Below are 23,262 nucleotides of genomic sequence, written 5' to 3'. Positions count from 1 at the left end.
CCCACTGAATGCAATCCTAGCGGATTGCACAAGGGTTACGAAGGTAGCGAAGCGGACTGAATATACGCTTTGATTAGTTTGATTTTAAGCAACAGGAAAGAAGGTGCTTTTATGTTTATAGGACGCAAAGCTGAATTGAACTTTTTAGAAGAACGTTATGAGTCACAAAATGGCGAGCTTGTTGTGTTGTATGGTCGCAGACGTGTGGGCAAAACAGAAACGTTACGAAAATTCTGTGAGAATAAACCTCATGTTTTTTTTGCTTGCACGGAAAGTCCTGATGAGCAACAGTTAACAGCCTTCAGTGAGCGCCTATTACAAAAAGGGCTACCTGTGGCGCAATATATCAAACGGTTTTCTGATTGGAAATTAGCATTAGCAAGTATTTTAGAATTACCAAATGACCAAAAGAAATTATTGATAATTGATGAATTTCCTTACATGGTCAAGGGGAATAATGCAATCCCTTCTATTTTACAAAATCTATGGGATGAAAAACTCAAGGATCAGAATGTTATGATTATTCTTTGTGGTAGTTCGATGTCTTTTATTGAGAAGGAGATTTTAGCAGAGAAAAATCCTTTATATGGTCGTGCTACAGGCATTTTAAAAATGAATGAAATGAGTTTTTATGATGCGATTCAATTTGTTCCCAATTACAGTGTCTTCGATAAAATCACCGCTTATGCGATACTTGGAGGCATTCCACATTATTTAAAACAGTTTGATGATACTTTGCCGTTGGCTCTAAATATAGAACGCCGTATTTTAACAAGAGGCAGTATTCTATACAGTGAAGTTGAATTTCTTATGCATCAAGAATTGCGAGAAACAGCAACTTATAATGTGATTATTGAAGCGGTGGCATTAGGAAATACGAAACTCAATGATATTCATCAGAAAACTCAAATTGAAAAGACCAAACTGAGTGTTTATTTAAAAAACCTCATGGATTTAGGCATCGTTACTCGGGAATTCCCTGTGGCGGATGGCATCAAAGCACATGCAAATATTCACAGGGGGCTTTATCAAATAGCAGATCAATTTTTTCGTTTTTGGTATGCATTCGTATTCCCCAACTTGTCTGAACTCGAAGCAGGAGATGCAAAAGGCATATGGAAATTTGTAATTGAACCAGAACTTGAGCGACATACTTCGTATGTATTTGAAGCTATTTGTCGCCAGTATTTGAGATTGAAAAATCAAAAAGAGATGTTGCCTTTTCATTTCACAAAGATAGGAAGATGGTGGAACAAAACGGATGAACTTGATATTATGGCTACCGATCCTAAGAAAAGGGCTTTTTTATTGGGTGAATGTAAATATAAAAATAGTGATTGTACACTGTCTGACTATAAAAATATGAAAGAAAAATTTACATTAGCGGGGTCAGATCAGAAAATTTATTACTGGTTATTTTCTAAAAATGGCTTTTCAGAGGAGCTTGTTAAAATAGCGATAGAGCAGGACGTTACTCTCGTTACAGCAGATAATATTGTAAAAGAAGTGGGAAATTTATGAGCAAGCAGGTGAAGGGAAAATGTGAGCTTTTCTCAATATTTGAGTGTTATAAATATAGCCACTTTTTAAGACTTCTAGTATGGTGTCTTCCAATTGGTTTTCATCATAGCTTGTTTGAATAGGGATATTCATTTGTGGATTGATTTTGATGCCGATCTGATCAATTCGAGTGACGCCACAGCCTATAAGGCTTGCACCAATATTATCCCAAAGAATCTTCATTTGCTTTGCAAGTTCTGCATTTTCATATTTTAGGGTGTCAAAAACCAGTTTCACACGAACCCTCTACCCTATGCTGTATCGCGTCCTTCCCGTAAACGGCATCATAGGGTAGAGGGTTACTCAACTTTTGGATTTGACACTCGGACCAATTATACCAAAATTGATTGAGATTGTGTACGGGTTATTAGATCATATTGTCATAGAATATTATCTAGCGGGTGAAAGTCCCAAGTGTAGGTTGATCGTGCAAAGAGCGCATGACTCTTAAGCTAAAAGATGTGATTGAAAAAGAAATGCTAATGTCTAGCTTAAAAACAGCTCAAAGGGGTAAATTACTTTTCTGTATGTGGTACACATCGGAACATCGTTGCAAAGGGATGTGCAACGATAGTCTTAGGATCGCTTCACAATGAAACGATAAATAGAACGATAAGTAGATCGTTGCAAAAATAGAATGCATTTGGTACAATCAGACTATAAAGGAGGTATCGCTTGTGGAAACTAAAGAAAGTTATAACTTAGAATTCAAAGTAGAAGTTTCGAGAACTTTTTTAAAGACAGTTTGTGCATATGCTAATTATAATGATGGGGAAATAATCTTTGGTATAGATGATAATGGGAAGCTCGTAGGTATAGAAAGTGCAAAAGAAGAAGCCTTACGAATTGAGAATATGATAAATGACTCTATCGTGCCAGTTCCTCATTTTGAAATTGCGGTTAAAGAAATAGAACATAAAACGATTATTCTTGTAGACGTAAAAAAAGGCAAAGATACACCCTACTATTATCAAGGAAAGGCTTTTAAAAGAGGTGATACTTCAACCGTGGCGGTAGACAGATTTGAGCTTAGAAGATTGGCTATGGAAGGCATTAATATTGATGATGAAGAGAGAAAAGCGGCTTCACAAGATTTAAGTTTTAGGGTATTGGAATCTAAGTTAAAAGAAGAAGCTAATATAGAAAAAATAAGCTTGGATGTTTTAAAGACATTAAATTTATATAACAAAGATGGCTATTACAATATTGCGGGAGAACTATTATCAGATAAAAACGACATCGCTTTTTCAGGAATTGATATTGTTAAATTTGGAAAAGACATCAATAAGATTTTGTATAGAGAAACTATTAGCCATAAATCTCTATTAGAACAATTTGATAGAGCCATAGAGATTTTTGAGCAATATTATTTGTTCGAAGAGATAGAGGGCTATATCAGAATAAAAAAAGAATTGATTCCCAAAGAAGCTTTTAGAGAATCTTTGGCAAATGCAATTGTTCATAGAGTATGGGATACTAACTCATACATACAAATAGCAATGTATGAGAACAGGATTGAAATAAACTCTCCAGGAGGTTTGCCGGCAGGTATTTCTAAAGAAGAATATCTAAATGGAAATATTTCCGTTTTAAGAAATCCAATCATTGCAGGGGTTTTTAATAGATTGAATATTATAGAAAAGTATGGTACAGGAATTGCAAGAATAAATGATGAATATACCCATAGCATTGCTAAACCTGATTTTGATGTTAGTGAAAATAGGATTAGAATAATATTGCCTGTTACTAATGTTGATCAATTAGATTTGTCTAAAGATGAACTTTTTATTTATGGATTATTAAAAGAAGATCTAGAACTTTCTAGAAAAGAGATAGAATTAAAAACTAAATTTGAAAAGTCTAAAACGCTTAGAATTTTAAATAGCCTTACAGATAAAAATATTGTTATAAAACGAGGCAGTGGGACTGCGGTAAAGTATAGATTAAAGTAAATTTTGATTTTTGTGGTGTGTTTTGATATAAAGCGTACCACGTACACAGCGGAACACAAATCAGAACAAAAAGAATGGGAGCACAAATTATTTTGAAAAGTGAATTGCCTTATAAATTTAGAAAAAAAAGCGCTTTTATTATAGTATCGTGGCTAGTAGTTTTCATATGGATGGGCGTTATATTTCACTTCTCATCACAGGTGAGCACAACCTCCAATAATTTGAGTTTGGGTGTAACTGAGATTGTTGTGAAAGCAATTCACAAGGTTGCTCCCAAATTGAGGTTGGAAGTAGATACGCTCAACCATATGATCAGAAAGAATGCTCATTTCTTTAATTACCTAATTTTGGGTTTGTTTGTCATAAATGCATTCAGGCAGCATAAAGAGGTGAAAACCTCAATTATTTTAGCGCTTATTTAATGTGCGCTATACGCAGTGAGTGATGAAATCCATCAGATTTTCGTGCCTGGAAGAGGGCCACAAGTGAAAGATGTGATAATAGATACTTCTGGCGCTATGGTTGGCATTTTGATATATGTGGGATTGCTTTATTTTATCCGGAAAAGTAGATCTGACTTACAGAATAGGCGTGTTTAAACAAGGAAGTGGTGGTCAATTGAAAACGATATTAATAACAGGGGGCGCTGGATTTATTGGAAGTCATTTTGTTAAGTTAATGCTACAGAAGTATCCAAAATACAGGATCTTAAATATAGATCATCTGACTTACGCAGGAAATCTAGAAAATCTTGAATCTATCCAAAACAATGAAAACTATACTTTTATCAAAGCAGATATAAGAGATCGCGTAAAAGTGGAAAGCATTTTTGAAACCTATGATGTGAGTTTGATTGTTAATTTCGCTGCTGAATCCAATGTGGATAGAAGCATCGAAGCACAGGAAGTCTTTTTATCAACGAACATCATTGGCACTCAAGTTCTTTTGGATACTGCTAAAAAGTACTGGAAAGTAAATCCAAGGGATAAATACTGTCAAAAGTATAAAGCCGGTGTGAAATTTCTTCAAGTCTCAACAGATGAAGTCTATGGTGCATTAGGTGAAACCGGACTTTTCGATGAAACAATGCCACTTATGCCCAATAATCCGTATTCTGTCTCTAAAGCAAGTGCAGATATGTTGGTTCGAGTCTATCATGAAATGTTTGGCATGCCTATAAATATAACAAGATGTAGCAACAACTATGGGCCCTTTCAGTTCCCTGAGAAGTTAGTCCCTTTAATGATCTATAACTGTATCCATGAAAAAGAGCTTCCTATTTATGGTGATGGTATGCAAATTCGGGATTGGTTACATGTTTCAGATCATTGCTCTGCCATTGATCAAGTGCTTCATGAAGGCATAGATGGTGAGATTTACAATGTAGGTGGTAATAACGAGAAGACCAATTTAGAAGTGGTCAAATTGATTATTCATACGCTTAGAAAATCTGAAAACTTAATTAGATACGTTGTAGATCGCCCAGGGCATGATAGAAGATATGCGATCAATAATACGAAAATTACGACTCAACTGGGATGGAAGCCTACTTATACTTTCGAACAGGGGATGCAGGAAACGATTAGGTGGTATCTTGATCATACTGAGTGGGTTGAAAATAGTGTGTTAGATGTATCCTCTTGCGATCAATATAGAGAAAACTTTTAAGTGTCGGATAAGAGATTGTCAAATAAAGGGTTGAATAAAAGAAAATACACCTGATACTCAGAAAAATATTTTGTCATTGCCGTTCGTATATGATATCATATTTACGAACAAATATGTCGGAAGAGGGGGACTTTATGGCTCAAAAGAATCTAGTCATTAAACTACTGAAAGCTAATCAAGGGATTCTGACATCAGGTGAAGCTAAGAAAGCGGGTGTGGCCTATAAAACCCTACAACGCATGTATCAAGCTGGCGAAATTGAAAAAATTGAACAGGGTTTGTATATGGATCCTAATCAGATGCAAGATGAGTATTTTTTAACTCAATATAGATGTAAGAAAGGCATTTTTTCACATGAGACAGCTTTATATTTTCATGATTTAACGGATAGGACGCCTTTCCAAATGATGCTTACTATTCCATCAGGATATAATACGAGACTTCTAAAAGACAAAGAAAAATATAAGTTTTTTTATGTTGTTGACAAACTCCACGAAATTGGCAAGATTACTACAGAGACACCTTATGGTCATTCTGTTCATGTATATGATATAGAAAGAACCATATGTGATTGCCTTAAAAGGAAAGATAAACTTGATTTAGGTTTAGTAACAGAAGCGGTCAAACGATATATGAGAACCCCAGGAGCAGATTATACGCAATTGCTTAAGTATGCTGAGATTTTTAATATCAAAGAGTTGGTTCGAAATTACATGGAGATGTTAGTGTGAAAAAAGATATTGATTTTGAGAGTCTAAAAATTGCAATTCAAAAAAAGGCTGAAGAGAGAAAGACATTAGTATATTTAGAGAATGTAGATAAGTATTTAAAGGATATTAAGGAAAGTGAAGAACTTAATACTATATGGGAATCGTATTCACGAAAATTTCCATATGCGGAAGGCATTCAATTCAGTGAAATCACGAATATTCTAGTAGAGATTTTCAATATGTAATCCTTTTTTCTTTATGTCCTCATAATTTAAATGTATAATAAGAGGAAGGCTCAAATTAAATTGGCAAATAGAAACAAAAGAGGACAGCAATGTTTAAAGAAAACCAAAAAACATTAAATCAATTACAAATAGTGATTGATATAGTCGTGATGTGCATCACCTTCTCACTGGCACATTACATAAGATTTTACACGACTTTTTTTTCAGAAGGTATTTTAGCGATTACATTGGCCGAAGCTTTTGTGCCATTACTTGCTTCAGTACCTATCTATTTGATTTTATATAATTTTTTAGGGCTGTATCAAGTGAGATCTTATAGAATTTTTGATGAGCTGAAGGGTGTTATCAAAGTAAATACCTATGGGATTGTAACCTTGGTTCTTATTTTATTTGTATTCAAAATAGTGGATTTTTCTAGGCTTGTATTAATGACGTTTTATTTTTTAAATATCATTTTCACCTTTTTTTCAAGAGCGATGATTATATCACTCGTTCAAAATTACAGAAAAAGGGGCTATAACCTTAAAAAGTGCCTTTTGATAGGCTTTAATGATATTGGGAAACAATTTATAAAGAATGTCGAAAAGAATCCTGCTTTTGGTTATAAGATCATAGGAATCTTAGATGATGTGACCATTAAGAGAAGAGAATTACCAAAAGAGTGTGAAATTAAAGGAAAAATTGATGAACTGGAGACTTTATTAGAAAGTGAACCTATAGATGTAGTTACGATTGCACTTGCAGGTGACGCCTATGATCGTTTAGGAACGATCATTTTTCTGTGTGAGAAGCATGGGGCCAAGACGAATATAATTCCCTACTATTATCAATACATCCCAGCAAGGCCTTATATGGATGATTTAGAGGGGATGCCTATTATAGACACAAGGCATGTACCGCTGGATAATCTCTTTAAAGCCATCGCGAAAAGACTTGTGGACATTTTAATTTCAAGCATTGCCATTGTACTGTTTTCACCTATAATGCTTCTAAGCGCACTGATCATCAAATTGACATCACCAGGCCCTATTATCTTTAAGCAAGAACGTGTAGGTTTAAATCGAAAAAACTTTGAAATGTATAAATTTAGATCCATGCATGTGGAAACGCCATCTCAGGAAAAAGTCAAATGGACCACGGAAAATGATCCTCGTAAAACCAAGTGGGGTAATTTCATGAGAAAGACGAGTATCGACGAATTGCCACAGTTTTTTAATGTGCTCAAAGGGGACATGAGTGTGGTGGGACCTCGGCCTGAGAGACCTTACTTTGTGGATCAATTTAAAGAAAAGATTCCAAAATATATGATCAAACATCAAGTGAGACCGGGCATCACCGGTTGGGCGCAGGTCAATGGTTGGCGTGGCGATACTTCCATAGAGAAACGCATTGAGTTTGATCTCTATTATATAGAGAATTGGACGATGAGTTTAGATGTTAAGGTGGTGCTGTTGACTTTTTTTAAAGGCTTTATAAACAAGAATGCTTATTGATGAAATATGAAAAGTTATACGAAAAGTAAAATATTAAAATTTGGTGTCAAAAATATGATAATATATTTATGTGAAAGCGTTTGTGATAAAATATAGATTGGATGAAATCAATGGAGGTCATATAAAAATGCAAGAGTCTAATAATACATCTTATGAAAATGATGAGATCAGTTTAAAAGAACTTATACAGTCGATTTGGGATGAACGTAAGCTCATAAGTTTTATAACGGTGGTGGTTGTTTTAATTTCAGCAGTGTATACGTTCTTCGTTGCAACACCTGTCTATGAAGCAACCAGTGAATTAATGATTGAGACACCAAAAGATGTTTTGACAAGATTCGGCACCTATACATTTCCCTCTGAGAATATCAATGACTATATTCAGTATATTTATAGTAATGATGTAGTAGATAAGGTGATCAGACTAAACCAAATGGACATTACGAGAGCTGGTTTTAAAAAAATGATTTCTGTAAATTTTGATCCTAAAGATGAAACAAATCTTTTTAGTGTCATCATAAGTACTGATGAACCCAAACTGGCTAAAAGTATAAATGATGATTTGATCAATCAATATTTGAACAGTATAAGAATCACTTATAAAAAAAATGCACTTGAAAATTTTATTACTTCTTATGAAGTGAGTATCGATAATTTAGAACAGGCTATCAAACAACAAGAATCCATTTTAAAAGAAACAAAGGTTTTAATGGATACTGTTAAACCTATCTATACCCTTCAAAAAGCGCTTTTTGCGGATCCAAAATCAGCAGCAGCTTATGCGGATCAACTCAATTTGGACTTGGCATCACTCTCTGAGCATGTAATGACTGAAGAATATGTCAATGGAAACTATTTTTCGCTTGAAAGCCAATATCTAGAGAAAGAATCAGATTTAATTAACACAAAAGAAGCTTTATCACAAAAGAAAAACTTTTATGAAGAACTTTTGACAGAAAGAAGCCTTATTAATCAAGCGATTTCAGAAAATACACCAGAAAAGATATTAAACGGACGTATGGATGTGTTATCACAAAATATCTCTATTATTTCTAGGGCTTATGAACCGGAGAGGGCAATTTCGCCTAAAAAGGCGTTGAATTTAGCTATAGGCGTTGTCTTAGGTGTGATATTGGGTGTCTTTCTAGGATTATTTAAGTCTTATTGGGCAAAAAATTAATTATTTAGAGCTTAACGGGTGATCCGTTAGGCTCATTTTTGGTTTATTGATGATGGAAGGTATAACTTATGAAAGTTAAAAAGGTAGATCATATAGGCAAGATTATAGTTATCATATTTATTTTGACGCTGAATATGACGAAGGTCATTCATATTGGATCAACGCCTTTTAATATTGCGCTATCAGATTTTATATTGCCTTTATTGGGCGTGCTATTGATCCTTAGAGTGAAGACTGAAAAGTTTAAGAATATCTTCTTTATATGGCAATGGGCAGTGCTTTTGATTTTATGGTTGATGGTCACTGGAATCCACGCAATTTTAATGCCTGAAATTGTGGCAGGCTCTATGAAGAACCTTTTGGGTGAAGTGACAAAAACGATCATTAGTGTTGCTTATTTTTATGTGGGATTTAATACTTTAAAAATAATAGAAAAAAGCATTTTTAGGAAGGTTTGGTTTGTAAATTCAGTTTTATTCGTTGCAATTGGGATTGCATTTGCTTTGATGGCACAAATGCCGACATTAGCCCCTTTGGTAGATGTGCGATATCGATCCTTTTTTATGGGTACTTATACAGATCCAAATCACGCCGCTACTTTTTTGGGGCTTAATACTTTTTTATTTTTTGGTTTTTCAACGAATGAAAAAAAGAAGCTTCTAAGAAATTTATATTTATTTATGGGCATAATCTCTTCTTTTTTAATACTACTTACGGATTCTCGTGGAGGATTAATTGCCATTGTTTTGGCTTATATTTGTTTTGGTGTTCTTCATTTTAGAAAATTATATGGTTATGGGAAAGAACTTTTGTTAGCGATCTGGGGTATGATTTTAGTAGCATTTACTTTAGATCATTTCATTTCTCAGAATACCTTTATTTCAAAGCTCTACTATAGTTTTGTAAATTTTGAGAGTGGATTGGGCACTCGTGAAGCGCTCTGTAAAACAGCGTGGCAGATGGCGCTTGATCATCCTCTATTGGGTGTGGGGAGAGGCAACTATAGATTGAACTCATTGCCTTATTTTGAAAAGCTTAATTTCAAGTATATCGATAATATTCCTCATAACACTTATGTGGGGCTCTTTGCTGAAACTGGAATTTTAGGTTTAATTCTATTTTTTATTCCTATCGGTGTCATTCTAGTGTATAGTGTTCGAACCTTTAAGAAAAATCAAAATAAAAGTTCACTGCACTTATGGGGTTCTATCTTTTGTTCAATTTTAATTATAGTGGGTGTACAAGGCTCTATTCTAAATGTTGAAAATCAGCGTGTTTTATGGTTTTTGATGGGATTGATTTTGTATGTTGTATTGTATGGATGTTATGATCAGCAAGAACTGTTTGTTAAAAACAGGCTTGAAATAAAAAGAAATAGCAATAAAAAGATTGTTTTAATAGCAATGACTCTAATAGTGGCGACTTATTTATCAAGAAATTCTTTATATATAAATTTAAATACAGAGTGGATAGAAGATTCTTTTATCTATGAGTTACCACTAAAAGATTTTGACAAGAATACAGAGTTTGAACTTAATTATCAAATTATCATTGCTCAAAATGGCTTCGATCAGCACGGAGTGGAGATGCAGTTACAAGAACGGTTGATAACGGGTGAAATTGTCATTTTAGACAGAATTTTATATACGCCTGTGAATGGAAATGAAAAAATTATCTTTAAGAAAACAACGAATTATTCAGATGTGGTACTTATAATTAAAAAGATCAATCCTCAATTGAATAAATTTAGAGTGAAACCTGTTTCGTTGAAGATAAACCATGAAGTAGTTGCTTTAGATCAAAATAATTTGTTGCTGAAAAAGGAACTCCTCAATACACCTTTCAAATTCCTTGTGATGAACAAAAAAATGAAAGCATACACATCGATAGATGAGTTGAGGGATACTAATATAGATGATTTCTTCAATTTAAGTTTTATAAACCTTGAATCTTATGAAACGTATGATCGCGTTAAATATAAAATCACGACGCTTAAAGAGTTGCCTTATAAAACTATTTTTTTATGTTGTGGTGTTCCAGATGATCTCAGTGTTTTGACACGTGCTGAGATGTCTTCTGGGGTGAGATATTTTAAGAGTGAAACATCAAGTGTTTTTGACACGATTCATGAACATCAAGTGGTATATTTTACCTATGATATTCCAAAAGATGTGCAATATGAATTGCGGTTTAAAATCTATTGTGTTAAAGAGAGTAAAGGAATTTATTTGAAAAACAAATTTTCTGATGAGATATATGTAGAACTTGGATTTAATGATATTAACCTACAATCTTTAAAACATAAATGAGCGTATCAAATTTTCAGACTTTATATATAAGGTCTAAAAAAGAAAATTGTTTTTCAAGCGTAAAAAGGATAAAAAGAGATTTTAAAATTAGAATTAGATTGTTAAAGATGGTATTGCTTGTATGCTCAAGATAGACATTGTAATCACGCGGAAAATGTTTACTCATTTTAACTGAAACTAAAAAATAGTATAAGCAAGAAGAATATTTAAAATTCTATTTGAAAATGGTGTACCTTCTCATTGTACGTATGAACATATATTTGAAAGTTTGGATAGTAAATCTTTTGATATATCCTTTTTGAACTGTATGAGTAAGCTAGCTACACAATAAGAAGAAAAGAGTGATGAGTTTACAGCAATCCTAGACCTGTTGGATTTGAAAGTTATAAAGAAAAGTCAGTTATATGCTTTCATCAAAAGGAAATCAAGGAAATTTCAATGGAAAAGTAAAATATTATTTTAGTATGTGATTAAATCAAATTTTAGAGATGCCTAAGCAGTAGAGAAACAGCTATATAAAAATGTTATGGAAGATTGACAAAGAGAGTATTTTCATACAAGTGACATAGAATAGTGCTTGGGAAAAGAGAATTGAAAAAAATATCAAGTATTGTTATGATAAGGTGTGCAGTGTCAATAAAAGAAAGTCTAGAAAATTGTCATTGGATACTAGATGTGGTTTTCAGAAAAGGTCATAGTTGAGTAAGAATAGATAATGGTGTAATGAATCGATCTGTACTGAATATTTTAAATAAGATTAGTTTAGAGTTGAAACGCTATATATTATCAATAGATGATTTTTTTCTAATGAACGTCGGATCTGAATCATACCATTTGTAGGGTAAGGTAGCTATTGTAATATAAACGGTTTGTTAGTTGTGTCCTCAAAACTGTAAAAAATTGAACTCTCTATTAAAACATAAATCCTGTCACATAATCAAATAGTGCAATGTTATTTTTTAAGACTTTGAATAAAAGTATTGATTGCGGTAGATTTTGTATGATAGCAGCGAACGAGCACATATTTCATCTTGACAAAAACATGTAAACTTGTTAAAATGTCTATGGTGTTCGTTTTTCGAACTGTATTATAAATCGTTAAAATTTTGATTATTGGTTAATCAAAAGGGGAGATAGAAGTGACAGATATTAAAAGCATTTTTGTAGATAAGGAATATACCATCATGTCAGAAATAATAGATAACGAAAATGTTACTCAACGCGCCCTTTCTAAAAAGCTTGGTATTTCTGTAAGCACAGTGAATACACTAATCAATAAAATGATTAGAGATGGTCTTATTAAAATGACTCAGGTTTCTCAAAAACAAGTATTTTATATGTTGACACCTATAGGTATGATGGAAAAGACAAAAAAAACAGTAACTTATTTAAAAGTTCATTACCGAACTATTTATGAAACTAAAGAAAAGATTAAATCGATTATTGCTGAATTAAATCAAGAACATGATGTAATTTTTGTGTTATTGGATGATGATGAAATGGGTGAGATAATGGGGATCGCATTGGATGAAATAGATAAAATTCCTGTTAAATCAAAGATTCAATTAATTGTTAAAAATGAAAAACTTGATATAAAAGGTTTTGATTTACCGGTTTTGGTTCATATGTCTAAACAGGAAGAAGTTTTAAATGAATATAAGGGCATTAAAGGATTAAAGATGGTTGATTTGATTGAGAAATTGTAGAGAAAAGGTGGATTTTAAAGTAAAGTGTATATTTGAACACGAGATGTTGGGTAAAAATGGCGTGAAACTAAATTCATATGTAACGTCGTAGATATAAGAACAAATATTCGAAAATTTTGATGAGGTGGTATTTTTGAAATAACTTACTTGGTTTATAGATTGAAGTTAAAGAATGGGACTAAGTGGTGAACTCAAGAACAATCCTGTATCAGACGTAAAATAGTTTAACTAGAATTGAAAAAATACCATAGAGCTTTCAATAGATCAAATGGTAGAATTGATTCAGCGTGATAAGTCTACAATCTCTTGATATAAAAATATTATCTTTATTAAAGGTGAATTTAATCGTCATTCAAGGGTTGCAAATTTTGAAACTTCTGCAGCTGATGGTGAAACCTATCATTACGATTGTTATAACCTCGATGATATCATCGAGGTTAATTATCGGGTAAAGTCGCTTAATGTACTCAGTTTTATATTTAAGTAATTAGGAGTTTGAAAAACATCTCAAAAGCGGATTTGCTATGAATGATGACTTTTTTAAGAAATCAGAAGGAACAACTATATTCAAGAGCTTCTGAGTTCATTTTTTTCAAAATAGTATAAAATAAAAGGCACGTATGTAGCTTATGGTTATACAGCCACAGAAATTGTTTATTTGAGTATTGGTAATAGGTAGGTTCCATATTTAAATGATGATTAGGGTGAGATGCTGAATAAAATAGTTACTGTATATTTGGAATTGCTGAGTTACAATCTAGTCACCAAAGACTAATTAGCAAAAGTATAGAGAGATTTCATAAAGCGTGTAAAAATATACAGAGGAAACTTGAAAAAGGGTAGGATTAATTCTATCAAATTCAATAGGGTTTCAATTCAACTGTAAAGGGTGCCCTACTAGTTTAAAATGTTTGTTAATTTAAAAAGTTTAATAAGAATACCGCGGATGAATAAATTGGAAGTATATGATATATTGCATAAATCTTATTTATTATCTTCAACTAAGTTCAATGTGAATATGATGGAAGGATATCCAACTGTTTGAACGTCAGTTGGCTCGGTGGAAATGAAAAGTCAGTTAAGACATTATTTTGAAGAATTTACCTTGAATTATTTTCTTCACCATTCAAATACTGACTACTTTACCAACAAAGAAAACACAAATTTAATTATATATTAATACTACTAACAAATTCTTAGTTTGAAAGAAATCACATGAGCATAGATGAAGTTAGTAGGTTGCTTGGAGGGATGATTAAAAGATAGATGTTTAATTTTTTCTGACCAACTGAAAACTGACTATCTGTTAGATATGAAGGAGGCACGGCTGAAATGTACTTAAAAATTAAAAGATTAATAGATATAATACTTTCAACAGTAGGACTGATCTTATTATCTCCTGTGTTTTTAATTCTTATTGTTGCAATTAAAATAGATTCGAAAGGTCCAGTCTTTTTCAAACAGAAGAGAGTAGGAATTCATAAGAGTCATTTTAATATATTTAAGTTTCGTACCATGCGAATTGATACGCCAAAAGACACGCCAACACATCTTTTAGAGAATCCAGATCAGTGGATTACAAAGGTTGGTAAGTTCTTAAGACGGTCGAGCTTAGATGAGTTACCTCAAATTATTAATATCTTTAGAGGTGAGATGAGCATCATCGGTCCTCGCCCAGCTCTTTGGAACCAGTATGATCTTATTGAAGAAAGAGACAAGTACAATGCTAATGATGTACCAGTCGGTCTTACTGGATGGGCGCAGATAAATGGCAGAGATGAACTGTCAATAGAAATTAAAGCCAAGTTAGATGGAGAGTACACGGAGAAGATTGGTTTTCGAATGGATGTAAGATGCTTTTGGGGGACAGTGATAAGTGTGCTGAGGACCGAAGGTGTTGTTGAAGGTGGGACTGGTACGGAAAAGGCCGATAAAGAGTCATTGAGAGAGTAGGAGTGAACAGATGTTATTAGTGACAGGGATTACGGGACATACAGGTAGATATTTCTTACAAGAACTTATGGATCATAAATATGAAGGAGCAGTTCGATGTATCGTGAGGGAAACATCAGACACTTATATGCTTGATAATTGCGGATTAAATATCGAGAAGATCTATGGAGATTTAAACGATCAAGAATTTATGAATAAGTGTATTAAAAATGTTGAAACGATTATGCATATTGCAGGGATCCAAAACAGCGTAAATGTAGTTACTGCAGCTAATTTTAATAAGGTAAAAAATGTGGTGTTAGTACATACTACCGGAATATATTCAAAGTACAAATCTGCTTCGGAACTCTATCAAAATATCGAAGATGAGATAAAATTATTAACTGAAAAAAGTGATCATAAGCTTAATATAATTATTTTGAGACCTACGATGATATATGGTGATTTGTGTGATTTAAATATGAGTAAATTTATAAAAATGGTCGATAGATTAAGATTATTTCCAGTGATAAATGGAGGTACAGGTTTAATTCAGCCAGTCAATGCAAGAAGCTTAGGACGTGCTTACTTTCTCGTTTTAAAGAATTTATCAAGGGCTTCCCAAAAAGAATACATTATTTCTGGTGAAAAACCAATAAGTATGAAAGAGGCATTTAAGCTAATTAGTTTACACCTCAATAAAAAAACTTGCTTTATAAATGTTCCGGTTATGGTGGGAGTAGCACTGGCATATATTTTAAAAGTAGCTAGTTTGGGTAAAATTGATTTTGTAGAAAAGGTTCAAAGAATGGCTGAGGACAGAAGCTTTAGCCATGAATTAGCACGGAAAGATTTCGGTTACATACCAATTGAGTTTAAAGAAGGGATTGGAATTGAAGTAAAACAGTTTTTGGAAAAAAAGAAATAAGGATATATAGTTGAAGGAGTTTGAAACATGAAAATTCTATTTATTACAACAGAGGGGTTCGATACCCCAGGGCCCAACAATCAGATGGCAATGACTATGATCAATGATTTCTTAGAAGAAGGTTTTGAAGTTCATTTAGTACAAAGCAGGCGAACAAAGATAAACCCTGATATACCTGAGTTGATAAAAGATAAACAGGGTTTTTCTTGTGATATAATAAATCGGAAAGTCATTGATAAGTCCAGATTTATTAATAGATACATTGATGAAATGAAATATGCTTTTCAGAGTTTTAAATACTGGAGAAAAGTCAAAAATGTAAATGTGATATTTTTACAATCCTGTCCAACTGTTGTATATCAGCTTATGCTTCTCAAAGTATTTAGTAAAAAGCCTATTATTTACAATATATACGACGTATTTCCTGGACACGCGTATGACATTGGTGTAATGAAAAGTAAAGTTTTATATGAAATATTACAATTAATACAAAAAATCTCTTATAAATTGAGTACTGTAATAACTGTGTTGTCTGAGGATATGAAGAAAAAAGTTGGTGATCAAGGCGTAAATCTTTCTAAAGTGAGGGTTATTCCCGCTTGGTATGATGATAGAGCTGTTAAAGAAATTAACGATGATGAAAATAGGTTTATTAAAAAGTATAAAATATCAACAGATAAGTTTGTAGTTCAATTTGCAGGGACAATTGGATATGTGTTTAATTATAAAGCTATACTTGAAGCTGCGGAAGGTTTAATAGATTATAAAGATGTAATATTTCAAATAATAGGTGATGGAAATGTTAAAGAAAAGTTTGTTGAGGAAGCTAAAAGAAGAAATCTTAATAATATAGAGTTTTACCCACTCCAACCTATAGAAATAGTTCCGGATGTGTACAGTGCATGTTCTGTTTGTGTAATACCTTTAAATAAAGGCGTAATTGGCAATGGGGTCCCTAGTAAAGCACCACTATTAATGGCCTGTAGGAGAGTTATTATAAATGTAGTGGAAAAGGACTCGGAATATTTTAGAATGTTTAAAGAAAATAATGTTGGCATATCTGTATCTAATGATGATCACAAAGCTTTGACCAAAGCAATTTTGGATTTGTACAATAATCCAGAAAAACTAAAAAAAATGGCTGATAGTGCTCAAAAATTTGGGAATGAGCATTACTCAAGCTCAAAAAATACTCGAAAATTCATTGATTTATTTTATGAATTGATAAAGGAGACTAAGAATGTTTAAAAATAAGACTTTGTTAATAACAGGAGGAACAGGTTCGTTCGGGAATGTAGTTTTAGAAAAATTTTTAAATACGGACATTAAAGAAATTAGGATTTTTTCTAGAGATGAAAAAAAACAAGATGATATGAGAAGAAATTATCAAAATGATAAGATAAAGTATTATATTGGTGATGTAAGAGATATATCAAGTATAAGAAATGCTATGCACAATGTTGATTTTATTTTTCATGCAGCAGCTTTAAAGCAAGTTCCATCGTGTGAATTTTTCCCAATAGAAGCCGTAAAAACAAATATTATTGGAACTGATAATGTACTAACAGCTTCTATCGAAGCCGGTGTAAGAAAAGTAATTTGTTTATCAACAGATAAAGCTGCTTATCCAGTAAATGCTATGGGGATTTCTAAAGCGTTAATGGAAAAGACTTTCATAGCGAAATCAAGAACGGTATCATCGGAGAGAACCCTGATATGTGGCACTAGATATGGTAATGTTATGGCTTCAAGGGGATCAGTTATCCCACTATTTATTGAACAAATTAAAACTGGACAACCAATTACAGTTACTGATCCAAAAATGACAAGATTTATTATGAGTTTAGATGATGCTGTAGATTTGGTTTTATATGCTTTTGAAAATGCTGAAACTGGTGATATTATGGTTCAAAAATCACCGTCATGCTACATTGGAGATTTAGCTCAAGCACTCAAAGAACTTTTTAAAGTTGATAATGATGTAAAAGTCATTGGAACGAGACATGGTGAGAAAAAATATGAAGTATTATTAACCAAAGAAGAGGCAGCAAAAGCTATTGATAGAGGAGATTTTTATAGAATCCCAGCAGATAATAGAGACTTGAATTATGAGAAATACTTGGAGCAAGGATCTCCAAAGATTACTTTGACTGATGAGTATAACTCAAATAATACTAAAATATTAACTGTAGGGGAGATAAAAGAAAGATTATTGTCTTTGAATGAAATTAGAGAAGAAATACAAAACTGGGAGGCCAAATAATGAAAATATTGGTTACTGGGGCTACAGGATTTGTGGGAAAAAATTTAATAGCAGAGCTAAGAAATAGAAAGTATGATAATATTTTTGAGTTTGATAAAGAAACAGACCCTAATTTACTAGACTACTATTGCAAAAAAGCTGACTTTGTATTTCATCTTGCTGGGGTAAATCGTCCAAAAGAACAATCAGAGTTTATGGAAGGGAACTTTACCTTTACCTCAGAGCTATTAAATACTCTAAAAAAATACAATAATACTTGCCCTGTAATGATTTCATCATCTATTCAAGCTGAGCTAGATAACCCATATGGGAAAAGTAAAAAGGCAGGAGAAAAATTATTATTAGATTATGGTGAGGAAACCGATGCGAAAATCTTGGTTTATAGATTTGCTAATGTGTTTGGTAAATGGTGTAGACCTAACTACAATAGTGTTGTAGCTACATTTTGTCATAATATAGCTCACAATTTGCCTATTAAAGTGAATGATTCAAGTGTAATAATGAGTCTTGTTTATATAGATGATGTAGTAGATGAACTTATTTGTGCTTTAGAAGGAAAAGAAAATAGAGTTGGAGATTTTTGCGAAGTACCTATTAGGTACACAGTTACTCTGGGTGAGATAACAGATCTAATTTACTCATTTAAGAAAAGTAGAGAAGATAGAACAGTGCCTAATATGTCAGACGCTTTTACAAAAAATCTTTACAGCACATATCTTAGCTATTTACCTGAAGATAAATTTAATTATGAGTTAAAAATGAATATAGATCAAAGAGGATCTTTTACAGAGTTTCTCAAAACACCAGATAGAGGACAAGTGTCAGTTAATGTTTCAAAACCAGGAATTACAAAGGGAAATCACTGGCATCATACAAAAAATGAAAAATTTTTAGTTGTAAGCGGCAAAGGTGTCATTCGGTTTAAGAAAGTTCATACTAAAAAAATTATAGAATACTATGTGGATTGTAATAAGCTGGAGGTTGTAGATATTCCTGCAGGCTACATACACAATATTGAAAATTTAGGAAATTCAGATATGGTGACTATAATGTGGGCAAATGAGTGTTTCGATCCCGAACGTACAGACACATATTATTCAGAAGTTAATTCTAAAGAGGCTTAAAACTTGTTGAATTCAGAAAAAATTAGAATAGTAATATTATCAATTGTCTGTTATCTGGAGAGAGGAAAGTATATGAAAAATGCTGATGCTATTAATGACGCTATTAAGATTTATTATTTAGGAATTGAAAATGAATTTAAATTAGACAATCATGCAATGATAAAAGATGATGTTGATATGAATGGGTATGTTATAGCAAGGTATCTAAAAGCAAGAAATTATATTAAAAATAATAGAATGGTTCCTCATATACTAAAGGTAATAATAAAATTGTGGTGGGCTATTCATTTGATAGTGACAATGATTAATTTTACTAAAACCTTTGTAAGAAGTGTTCTGAATCAAAATAAGAAGGTACTAAAACATGAGGAAATTTTTGTTTTAGGGAATAATAGAGCATATAGTATCTTTGAAAGATTAAAAGGCGATCATTCAGTACTTTATCTTTCTGTTCCGTGGGTAAAAATTCCCCATGGTAATAACATAGCAAAAACTATCTCTATATTTGATATTTTAGAAAATAACGATATAATTTGGGCATTGCGAAGATCCTTGAATATTAGAAAGACGCACAAAAAAAAGTTTGCAAGTATCAATCAATCAATTACATTGCAAACATATGATTCTTTTAATTGGTTTTTACTTTATAGAGTTCTTGAAAAGATAGAACCAAGTTGTATTTGGTTTATTAATCATTATGATAGATGGGCTATAATGTATGATAGTATCCATGGTAAAAGTAGTAAAAAACAAATTCAACATGGTATAATTGATAAAGAAATATTAATACCAAACAAACTAAAAAATGTTGAAGAATGTTATTGTTTAGATGCAGAATCTATAGAGATATTCAAAACAAATTATCATGATAACACGAATAAAAAAACTATTTATAAAATAGTAAACAACTGCTTGAAATTATTGGATACAGGGATATCGAAGTCTATTCTATTTATAGGGGGGCCGTTTGATTCTGAACACGAAAAATCAATTATCAATAAAATATCAAAAGAATTAAAAGAATATACAATATTCATAAAACCGCATCCGTCGTATCCTATAAAATTTTATTCAAATCTAGAAAAGGATAATATTGTAATAATAAAAGAAAAAGATTTCTATCCAATTGTAAAATTTGCAGTTTCATACAGATCAACACTAGCATATGATTATGAGAAGCATAGAATACCTGTCGTTTATCATGAAGGAAAAACACAAGAAGCAATTATTATAGAGATTAACGGAATTGATAAGAATCAATAGTGATGTTTTTTCTACAATTTATCTGTCTAAAAGTGTATTATTAAAGATAATGGATCTAACTGATACTTACAATATGCTATTGAGTATGAATGACTTATTGTAAGTTGAGTACATCAATACAAATTTATAGTGGGGGAATTTATCTTCTTGAAATATATTTCTACAAGATTGAATAAACTGATTTGCAAAGCATTTCAAAATTAGAAGCGAGAAAATTGAGAGTTGGAAGAAACAAACTAAAAAAAAATCAATTTAGGTGTTTTTCTTTCCAATGTATCCGTAAAAAAAGAGATGCAAATAAATCTTTCTAATAAACTTTAAGAAAACTTAATGGAGATCGATCTTCTAGAAATTTGAATCTTCAATTCGGTAGGATAATCAAGTATCGATATGTTGGTGCATCATAATAGAATAAGTATGATGTACTATATCTTAGTAGAATATCTACATTAGAATTTTTTTTTTACAAGAATTTTTAATTCTAGAAGCATGAGAATAGTGCTATTTAGAACAGTTTTGAGAATTATTAAATCTAATTTTTCTATAGTGAGACCAATAGGATAAACATGTTGTAAGAAAACTAAATATTGCTTTTAGAATGAAGTTTTCTCAGTACATACTTTCATATTGAAAAAGGGTTCAATATAGTAATGATCTAAAAGCTTATAAATAGCCACAGCATCAAGTCATATTTTATCAATCGTGTTCGAGGAGAATCCTTAGGAAAATTCAATCAAACTTATAACTAAGTTAATGGAGCGTCCTATTCGTCTTTTTATAAGTTCTATTCCTACTATTTTAAAAAACAAATACACTAAAAAAAATTAGATGTGGCAATATATAAATATCAAAAGTTATGATTATTAGATTAAGAAAAAGAAGAAGGCTGGCTTCTATGATTTCAGCTGTTATGAATCAACTGAAACTGGTTAAAAGCGGATAATTTTCAAAGGGAAATTTAAACCATGCTTGATAGGAGGCTAATCTTTCTTTAAAATAAGCAGAATTTAGATTAAATAGTGTGAATTTAGTTGAACCAATAAAAATCTTGGTGAGTCTAAACTGGAATAAGGTTTAGTTCGAAACGATTATTTTAATTGGAAACACTCAGGTTAATTTTCTTATGCTATACCGTCAATATTGTGGTGAATTTGAAAAGTCAAGAGACATTTTTTATAAGGAGTGTGATTAATATTAGTAATTTTCTCAAAACATCGCTAGTTTATTTAATATTGCAAAGTTTTATAGTAATTCTATATTTTATGAGTTATATTCCACCATGGATATTTGTTATATTTATAACTATTCTATTTATAAGTTCAAAACCCAAATTATTATTTTCACCCAAAAATATTGTCTTTGCATATTATTTAATATGGTATGGCATTGCTCCTCAATTTGCTACAAGATTCAGTGGTTATCTTTTTAATACGAAAGAAGAAAATCTTGCATATTTAATGTTTTTTGGGACTTATGGGATTTTAATTGTTTTATTAACATTGTTCGAGACTTTATTTTCAAAAAAAACAATAAACCATTATTTAAATAGTAATGAGTCAAGTAATAATGCCAACAAAAGAATGAGTATTATAGCAAAATTTAGTTTTGTATCTACATTTATATTTCTTATTGCTTTTATTGAAAAAACTGGAGGTATACAATATTGGTTAGTAGATTCTACAATGGCGTATATAGGACGTAGAGGCGCGGGGATATATTATTTGCTATTCACCCATTCATTTATGATATATTGTGTTGCAATAGGATATTTTATTTATATAAAAAAAAATGTAAAACTATTTTTTTTTCAAATGTTAACAATTTTAATTTTATTTCCCTTTATAGGATCTAAGGCAAAGGTTATTCTTATGGTTTTAATAACAATTAGTTATTTTATTATTAATAATAGAACCTTTAGTAAATTAACGATTGGAATTGGATTAGCATCATTTATAATATTTGGATTAGGAATTTATCAAAGAAATATTACCTGGATGAAACTAAATGATTTTATTCCATATACATTAAATTACTTTAATACATTGGAAATGTTTATGATTACACTCAGAGATTTTGAACCTAGTTTTATGGTAACATTTTTATTGCCTTTCAATAAAATTTTACTGCATTTTGGTGAATATATAAGTGTTCCATTTTCTGATATTAGTGTTTGGTTAAGTTCTATATATTACCCAAAAGCACATGCTCTTGGAGCGACTGAACAATGGCCTATTGAAGCAGATATGTATATGAGTTTCTATTATATATTTGCGCTACCTGTATTAGCTGTTTATTCATATTGGCTAGGATTTGCGTTTAATAAGGCTCAAGAGGGATATGTATCTTGGTTATTGATATATTCTCTAGAATTTGTTTTAATATTGTCGCATTTAAGAGGAGGTTTGTTAAGCTGGGGCTACATTTATTTTATATTTTTTTATATATTTGCATTAATTATTTTTGGTAATATTAGAGTAAATAGAAGATAAATATTATGGTAGACTTTTATAGGAATAGAGTGTAAATTTTTCATTTTTTTAGGATCAACAAAAATTGAAGTAGCTTTTTATGTCATAAAAGCTTTTTGATGCCTTGACGGTCTTTGTTCTATTTGATTAGAGGCACGCTATTAAAAATCAATGTAGAATAAATATCAGCCTATGAAATTTGAGTTGCTACTTTCTCTTGTGAGATTTCTGAGTTTTTTGTATAGGCTTATTTTGAAACGTTTCTAGCAAAAAAAATATTTTTAGAACTGATTAATTTGCAAGACTCATAAGAGTCTCCCGATGGATACTTCATTTGAGAATACTTATATTTTGATTGAGTATGAGTATTTTCGTCCATTAATATTTGTTTTTATTACATCACACGTACTTTATCAAGTGATTATTATTAAAACAAACAAATCAGATTAAATTTGATATTA

Annotated in this window: 17 protein-coding genes and 1 pseudogene; 17 read left to right on the top strand and 1 reads right to left on the bottom strand. The window is 31.5% G+C overall.

What is annotated here, in order from left to right:
- Window positions 1-111 precede the first annotated feature (111 nt).
- Window positions 112-1,521, top strand: a complete 1,410-nt coding sequence (locus ISU02_RS18825; RefSeq protein ID WP_194703398.1) for an ATP-binding protein — start codon at window positions 112-114, stop codon at window positions 1,519-1,521.
- Here the strand turns inward: ISU02_RS18825 and grpE are convergent.
- Window positions 1,516-1,797: a nucleotide exchange factor GrpE gene (grpE, locus tag ISU02_RS18820; RefSeq protein ID WP_194703397.1), complete on the bottom strand. Its 282-nt coding sequence runs from the start codon at window positions 1,795-1,797 to the stop codon at window positions 1,516-1,518. The two genes, ISU02_RS18825 and grpE, sit on opposite strands and share 6 nt — an antisense overlap.
- 440 nt (window positions 1,798-2,237) lie before the next feature.
- On the opposite strand from grpE, the gene ISU02_RS18815 reads away from it, so the two are divergent.
- The 16 genes and pseudogenes from ISU02_RS18815 to ISU02_RS18740 all read left to right on the top strand — a co-directional run bounded on the left by ISU02_RS18815 (window position 2,238) and on the right by ISU02_RS18740 (window position 22,822).
- Complete coding sequence (locus ISU02_RS18815) at window positions 2,238-3,512, top strand: RNA-binding domain-containing protein (protein WP_194703396.1); 1,275 nt, start codon at window positions 2,238-2,240, stop codon at window positions 3,510-3,512.
- Window positions 3,513-3,586: 74 nt separating this feature from the next.
- Window positions 3,587-4,111, top strand: a pseudogene (locus ISU02_RS18810) (VanZ family protein).
- Window positions 4,112-4,130: 19 nt separating this feature from the next.
- On the top strand, window positions 4,131-5,180 hold the full coding sequence (gene rfbB / locus ISU02_RS18805) for a dTDP-glucose 4,6-dehydratase (RefSeq protein ID WP_194703395.1): 1,050 nt from the start codon (window positions 4,131-4,133) through the stop codon (window positions 5,178-5,180).
- Window positions 5,181-5,314: 134 nt separating this feature from the next.
- On the top strand, window positions 5,315-5,911 hold the full coding sequence (locus ISU02_RS18800; RefSeq protein WP_194703394.1) for a type IV toxin-antitoxin system AbiEi family antitoxin domain-containing protein: 597 nt from the start codon (window positions 5,315-5,317) through the stop codon (window positions 5,909-5,911).
- On the top strand, window positions 5,908-6,135 hold the full coding sequence (locus ISU02_RS18795) for a hypothetical protein (protein ID WP_194703393.1): 228 nt from the start codon (window positions 5,908-5,910) through the stop codon (window positions 6,133-6,135). Before ISU02_RS18800 ends, ISU02_RS18795 begins: the two co-directional genes overlap by 4 nt.
- 89 nt (window positions 6,136-6,224) lie before the next feature.
- Complete coding sequence (locus ISU02_RS18790) at window positions 6,225-7,628, top strand: undecaprenyl-phosphate glucose phosphotransferase (RefSeq protein ID WP_194703392.1); 1,404 nt, start codon at window positions 6,225-6,227, stop codon at window positions 7,626-7,628.
- A gap of 127 nt (window positions 7,629-7,755) precedes the next feature.
- The gene (locus tag ISU02_RS18785) at window positions 7,756-8,808 is read left to right on the top strand and encodes a GumC family protein (RefSeq protein WP_194703391.1); all 1,053 of its coding nucleotides are present in this window, start codon (window positions 7,756-7,758) and stop codon (window positions 8,806-8,808) included.
- Window positions 8,809-8,876: 68 nt separating this feature from the next.
- Complete coding sequence (locus tag ISU02_RS18780; protein WP_194703390.1) at window positions 8,877-11,117, top strand: O-antigen ligase family protein; 2,241 nt, start codon at window positions 8,877-8,879, stop codon at window positions 11,115-11,117.
- A gap of 1,139 nt (window positions 11,118-12,256) precedes the next feature.
- Window positions 12,257-12,823, top strand: coding sequence for a winged helix-turn-helix transcriptional regulator (locus ISU02_RS18775; protein WP_194703389.1), 567 nt, complete (start codon window positions 12,257-12,259; stop codon window positions 12,821-12,823).
- A gap of 1,332 nt (window positions 12,824-14,155) precedes the next feature.
- A complete protein-coding gene (locus ISU02_RS18770) occupies window positions 14,156-14,776 on the top strand; it encodes a sugar transferase (RefSeq protein WP_194703388.1) in 621 nt (206 codons plus the stop codon).
- A 10-nt stretch (window positions 14,777-14,786) separates the two neighbouring features.
- Window positions 14,787-15,683 (top strand): NAD-dependent epimerase/dehydratase family protein, encoded by an 897-nt coding sequence (locus ISU02_RS18765; RefSeq protein ID WP_194703387.1) that lies wholly within the window; start codon window positions 14,787-14,789, stop codon window positions 15,681-15,683.
- 27 nt (window positions 15,684-15,710) lie between these two features.
- Complete coding sequence (locus ISU02_RS18760; protein ID WP_194703386.1) at window positions 15,711-16,931, top strand: glycosyltransferase family 4 protein; 1,221 nt, start codon at window positions 15,711-15,713, stop codon at window positions 16,929-16,931.
- Complete coding sequence (locus ISU02_RS18755) at window positions 16,924-17,946, top strand: polysaccharide biosynthesis protein (RefSeq protein WP_194703385.1); 1,023 nt, start codon at window positions 16,924-16,926, stop codon at window positions 17,944-17,946. Before ISU02_RS18760 ends, ISU02_RS18755 begins: the two co-directional genes overlap by 8 nt.
- Window positions 17,946-19,070 carry a capsular polysaccharide biosynthesis protein CapF gene (locus ISU02_RS18750; protein WP_194703384.1) on the top strand — a complete coding sequence of 375 codons (1,125 nt, stop codon included), beginning with the start codon at window positions 17,946-17,948 and terminating at the stop codon, window positions 19,068-19,070. Before ISU02_RS18755 ends, ISU02_RS18750 begins: the two co-directional genes overlap by 1 nt.
- A gap of 72 nt (window positions 19,071-19,142) precedes the next feature.
- Window positions 19,143-20,333: a hypothetical protein gene (locus tag ISU02_RS18745; RefSeq protein WP_194703383.1), complete on the top strand. Its 1,191-nt coding sequence runs from the start codon at window positions 19,143-19,145 to the stop codon at window positions 20,331-20,333.
- A gap of 1,184 nt (window positions 20,334-21,517) precedes the next feature.
- On the top strand, window positions 21,518-22,822 hold the full coding sequence (locus tag ISU02_RS18740; RefSeq protein ID WP_194703382.1) for a hypothetical protein: 1,305 nt from the start codon (window positions 21,518-21,520) through the stop codon (window positions 22,820-22,822).
- Window positions 22,823-23,262 lie beyond the last annotated feature (440 nt).

This window comes from Fusibacter ferrireducens, from assembly GCF_015352425.1.
GTDB lineage: Bacteria > Bacillota > Clostridia > Peptostreptococcales > Acidaminobacteraceae > Fusibacter_A > Fusibacter_A ferrireducens.
This window is presented reverse-complemented; position numbering and strand designations above follow the sequence as displayed.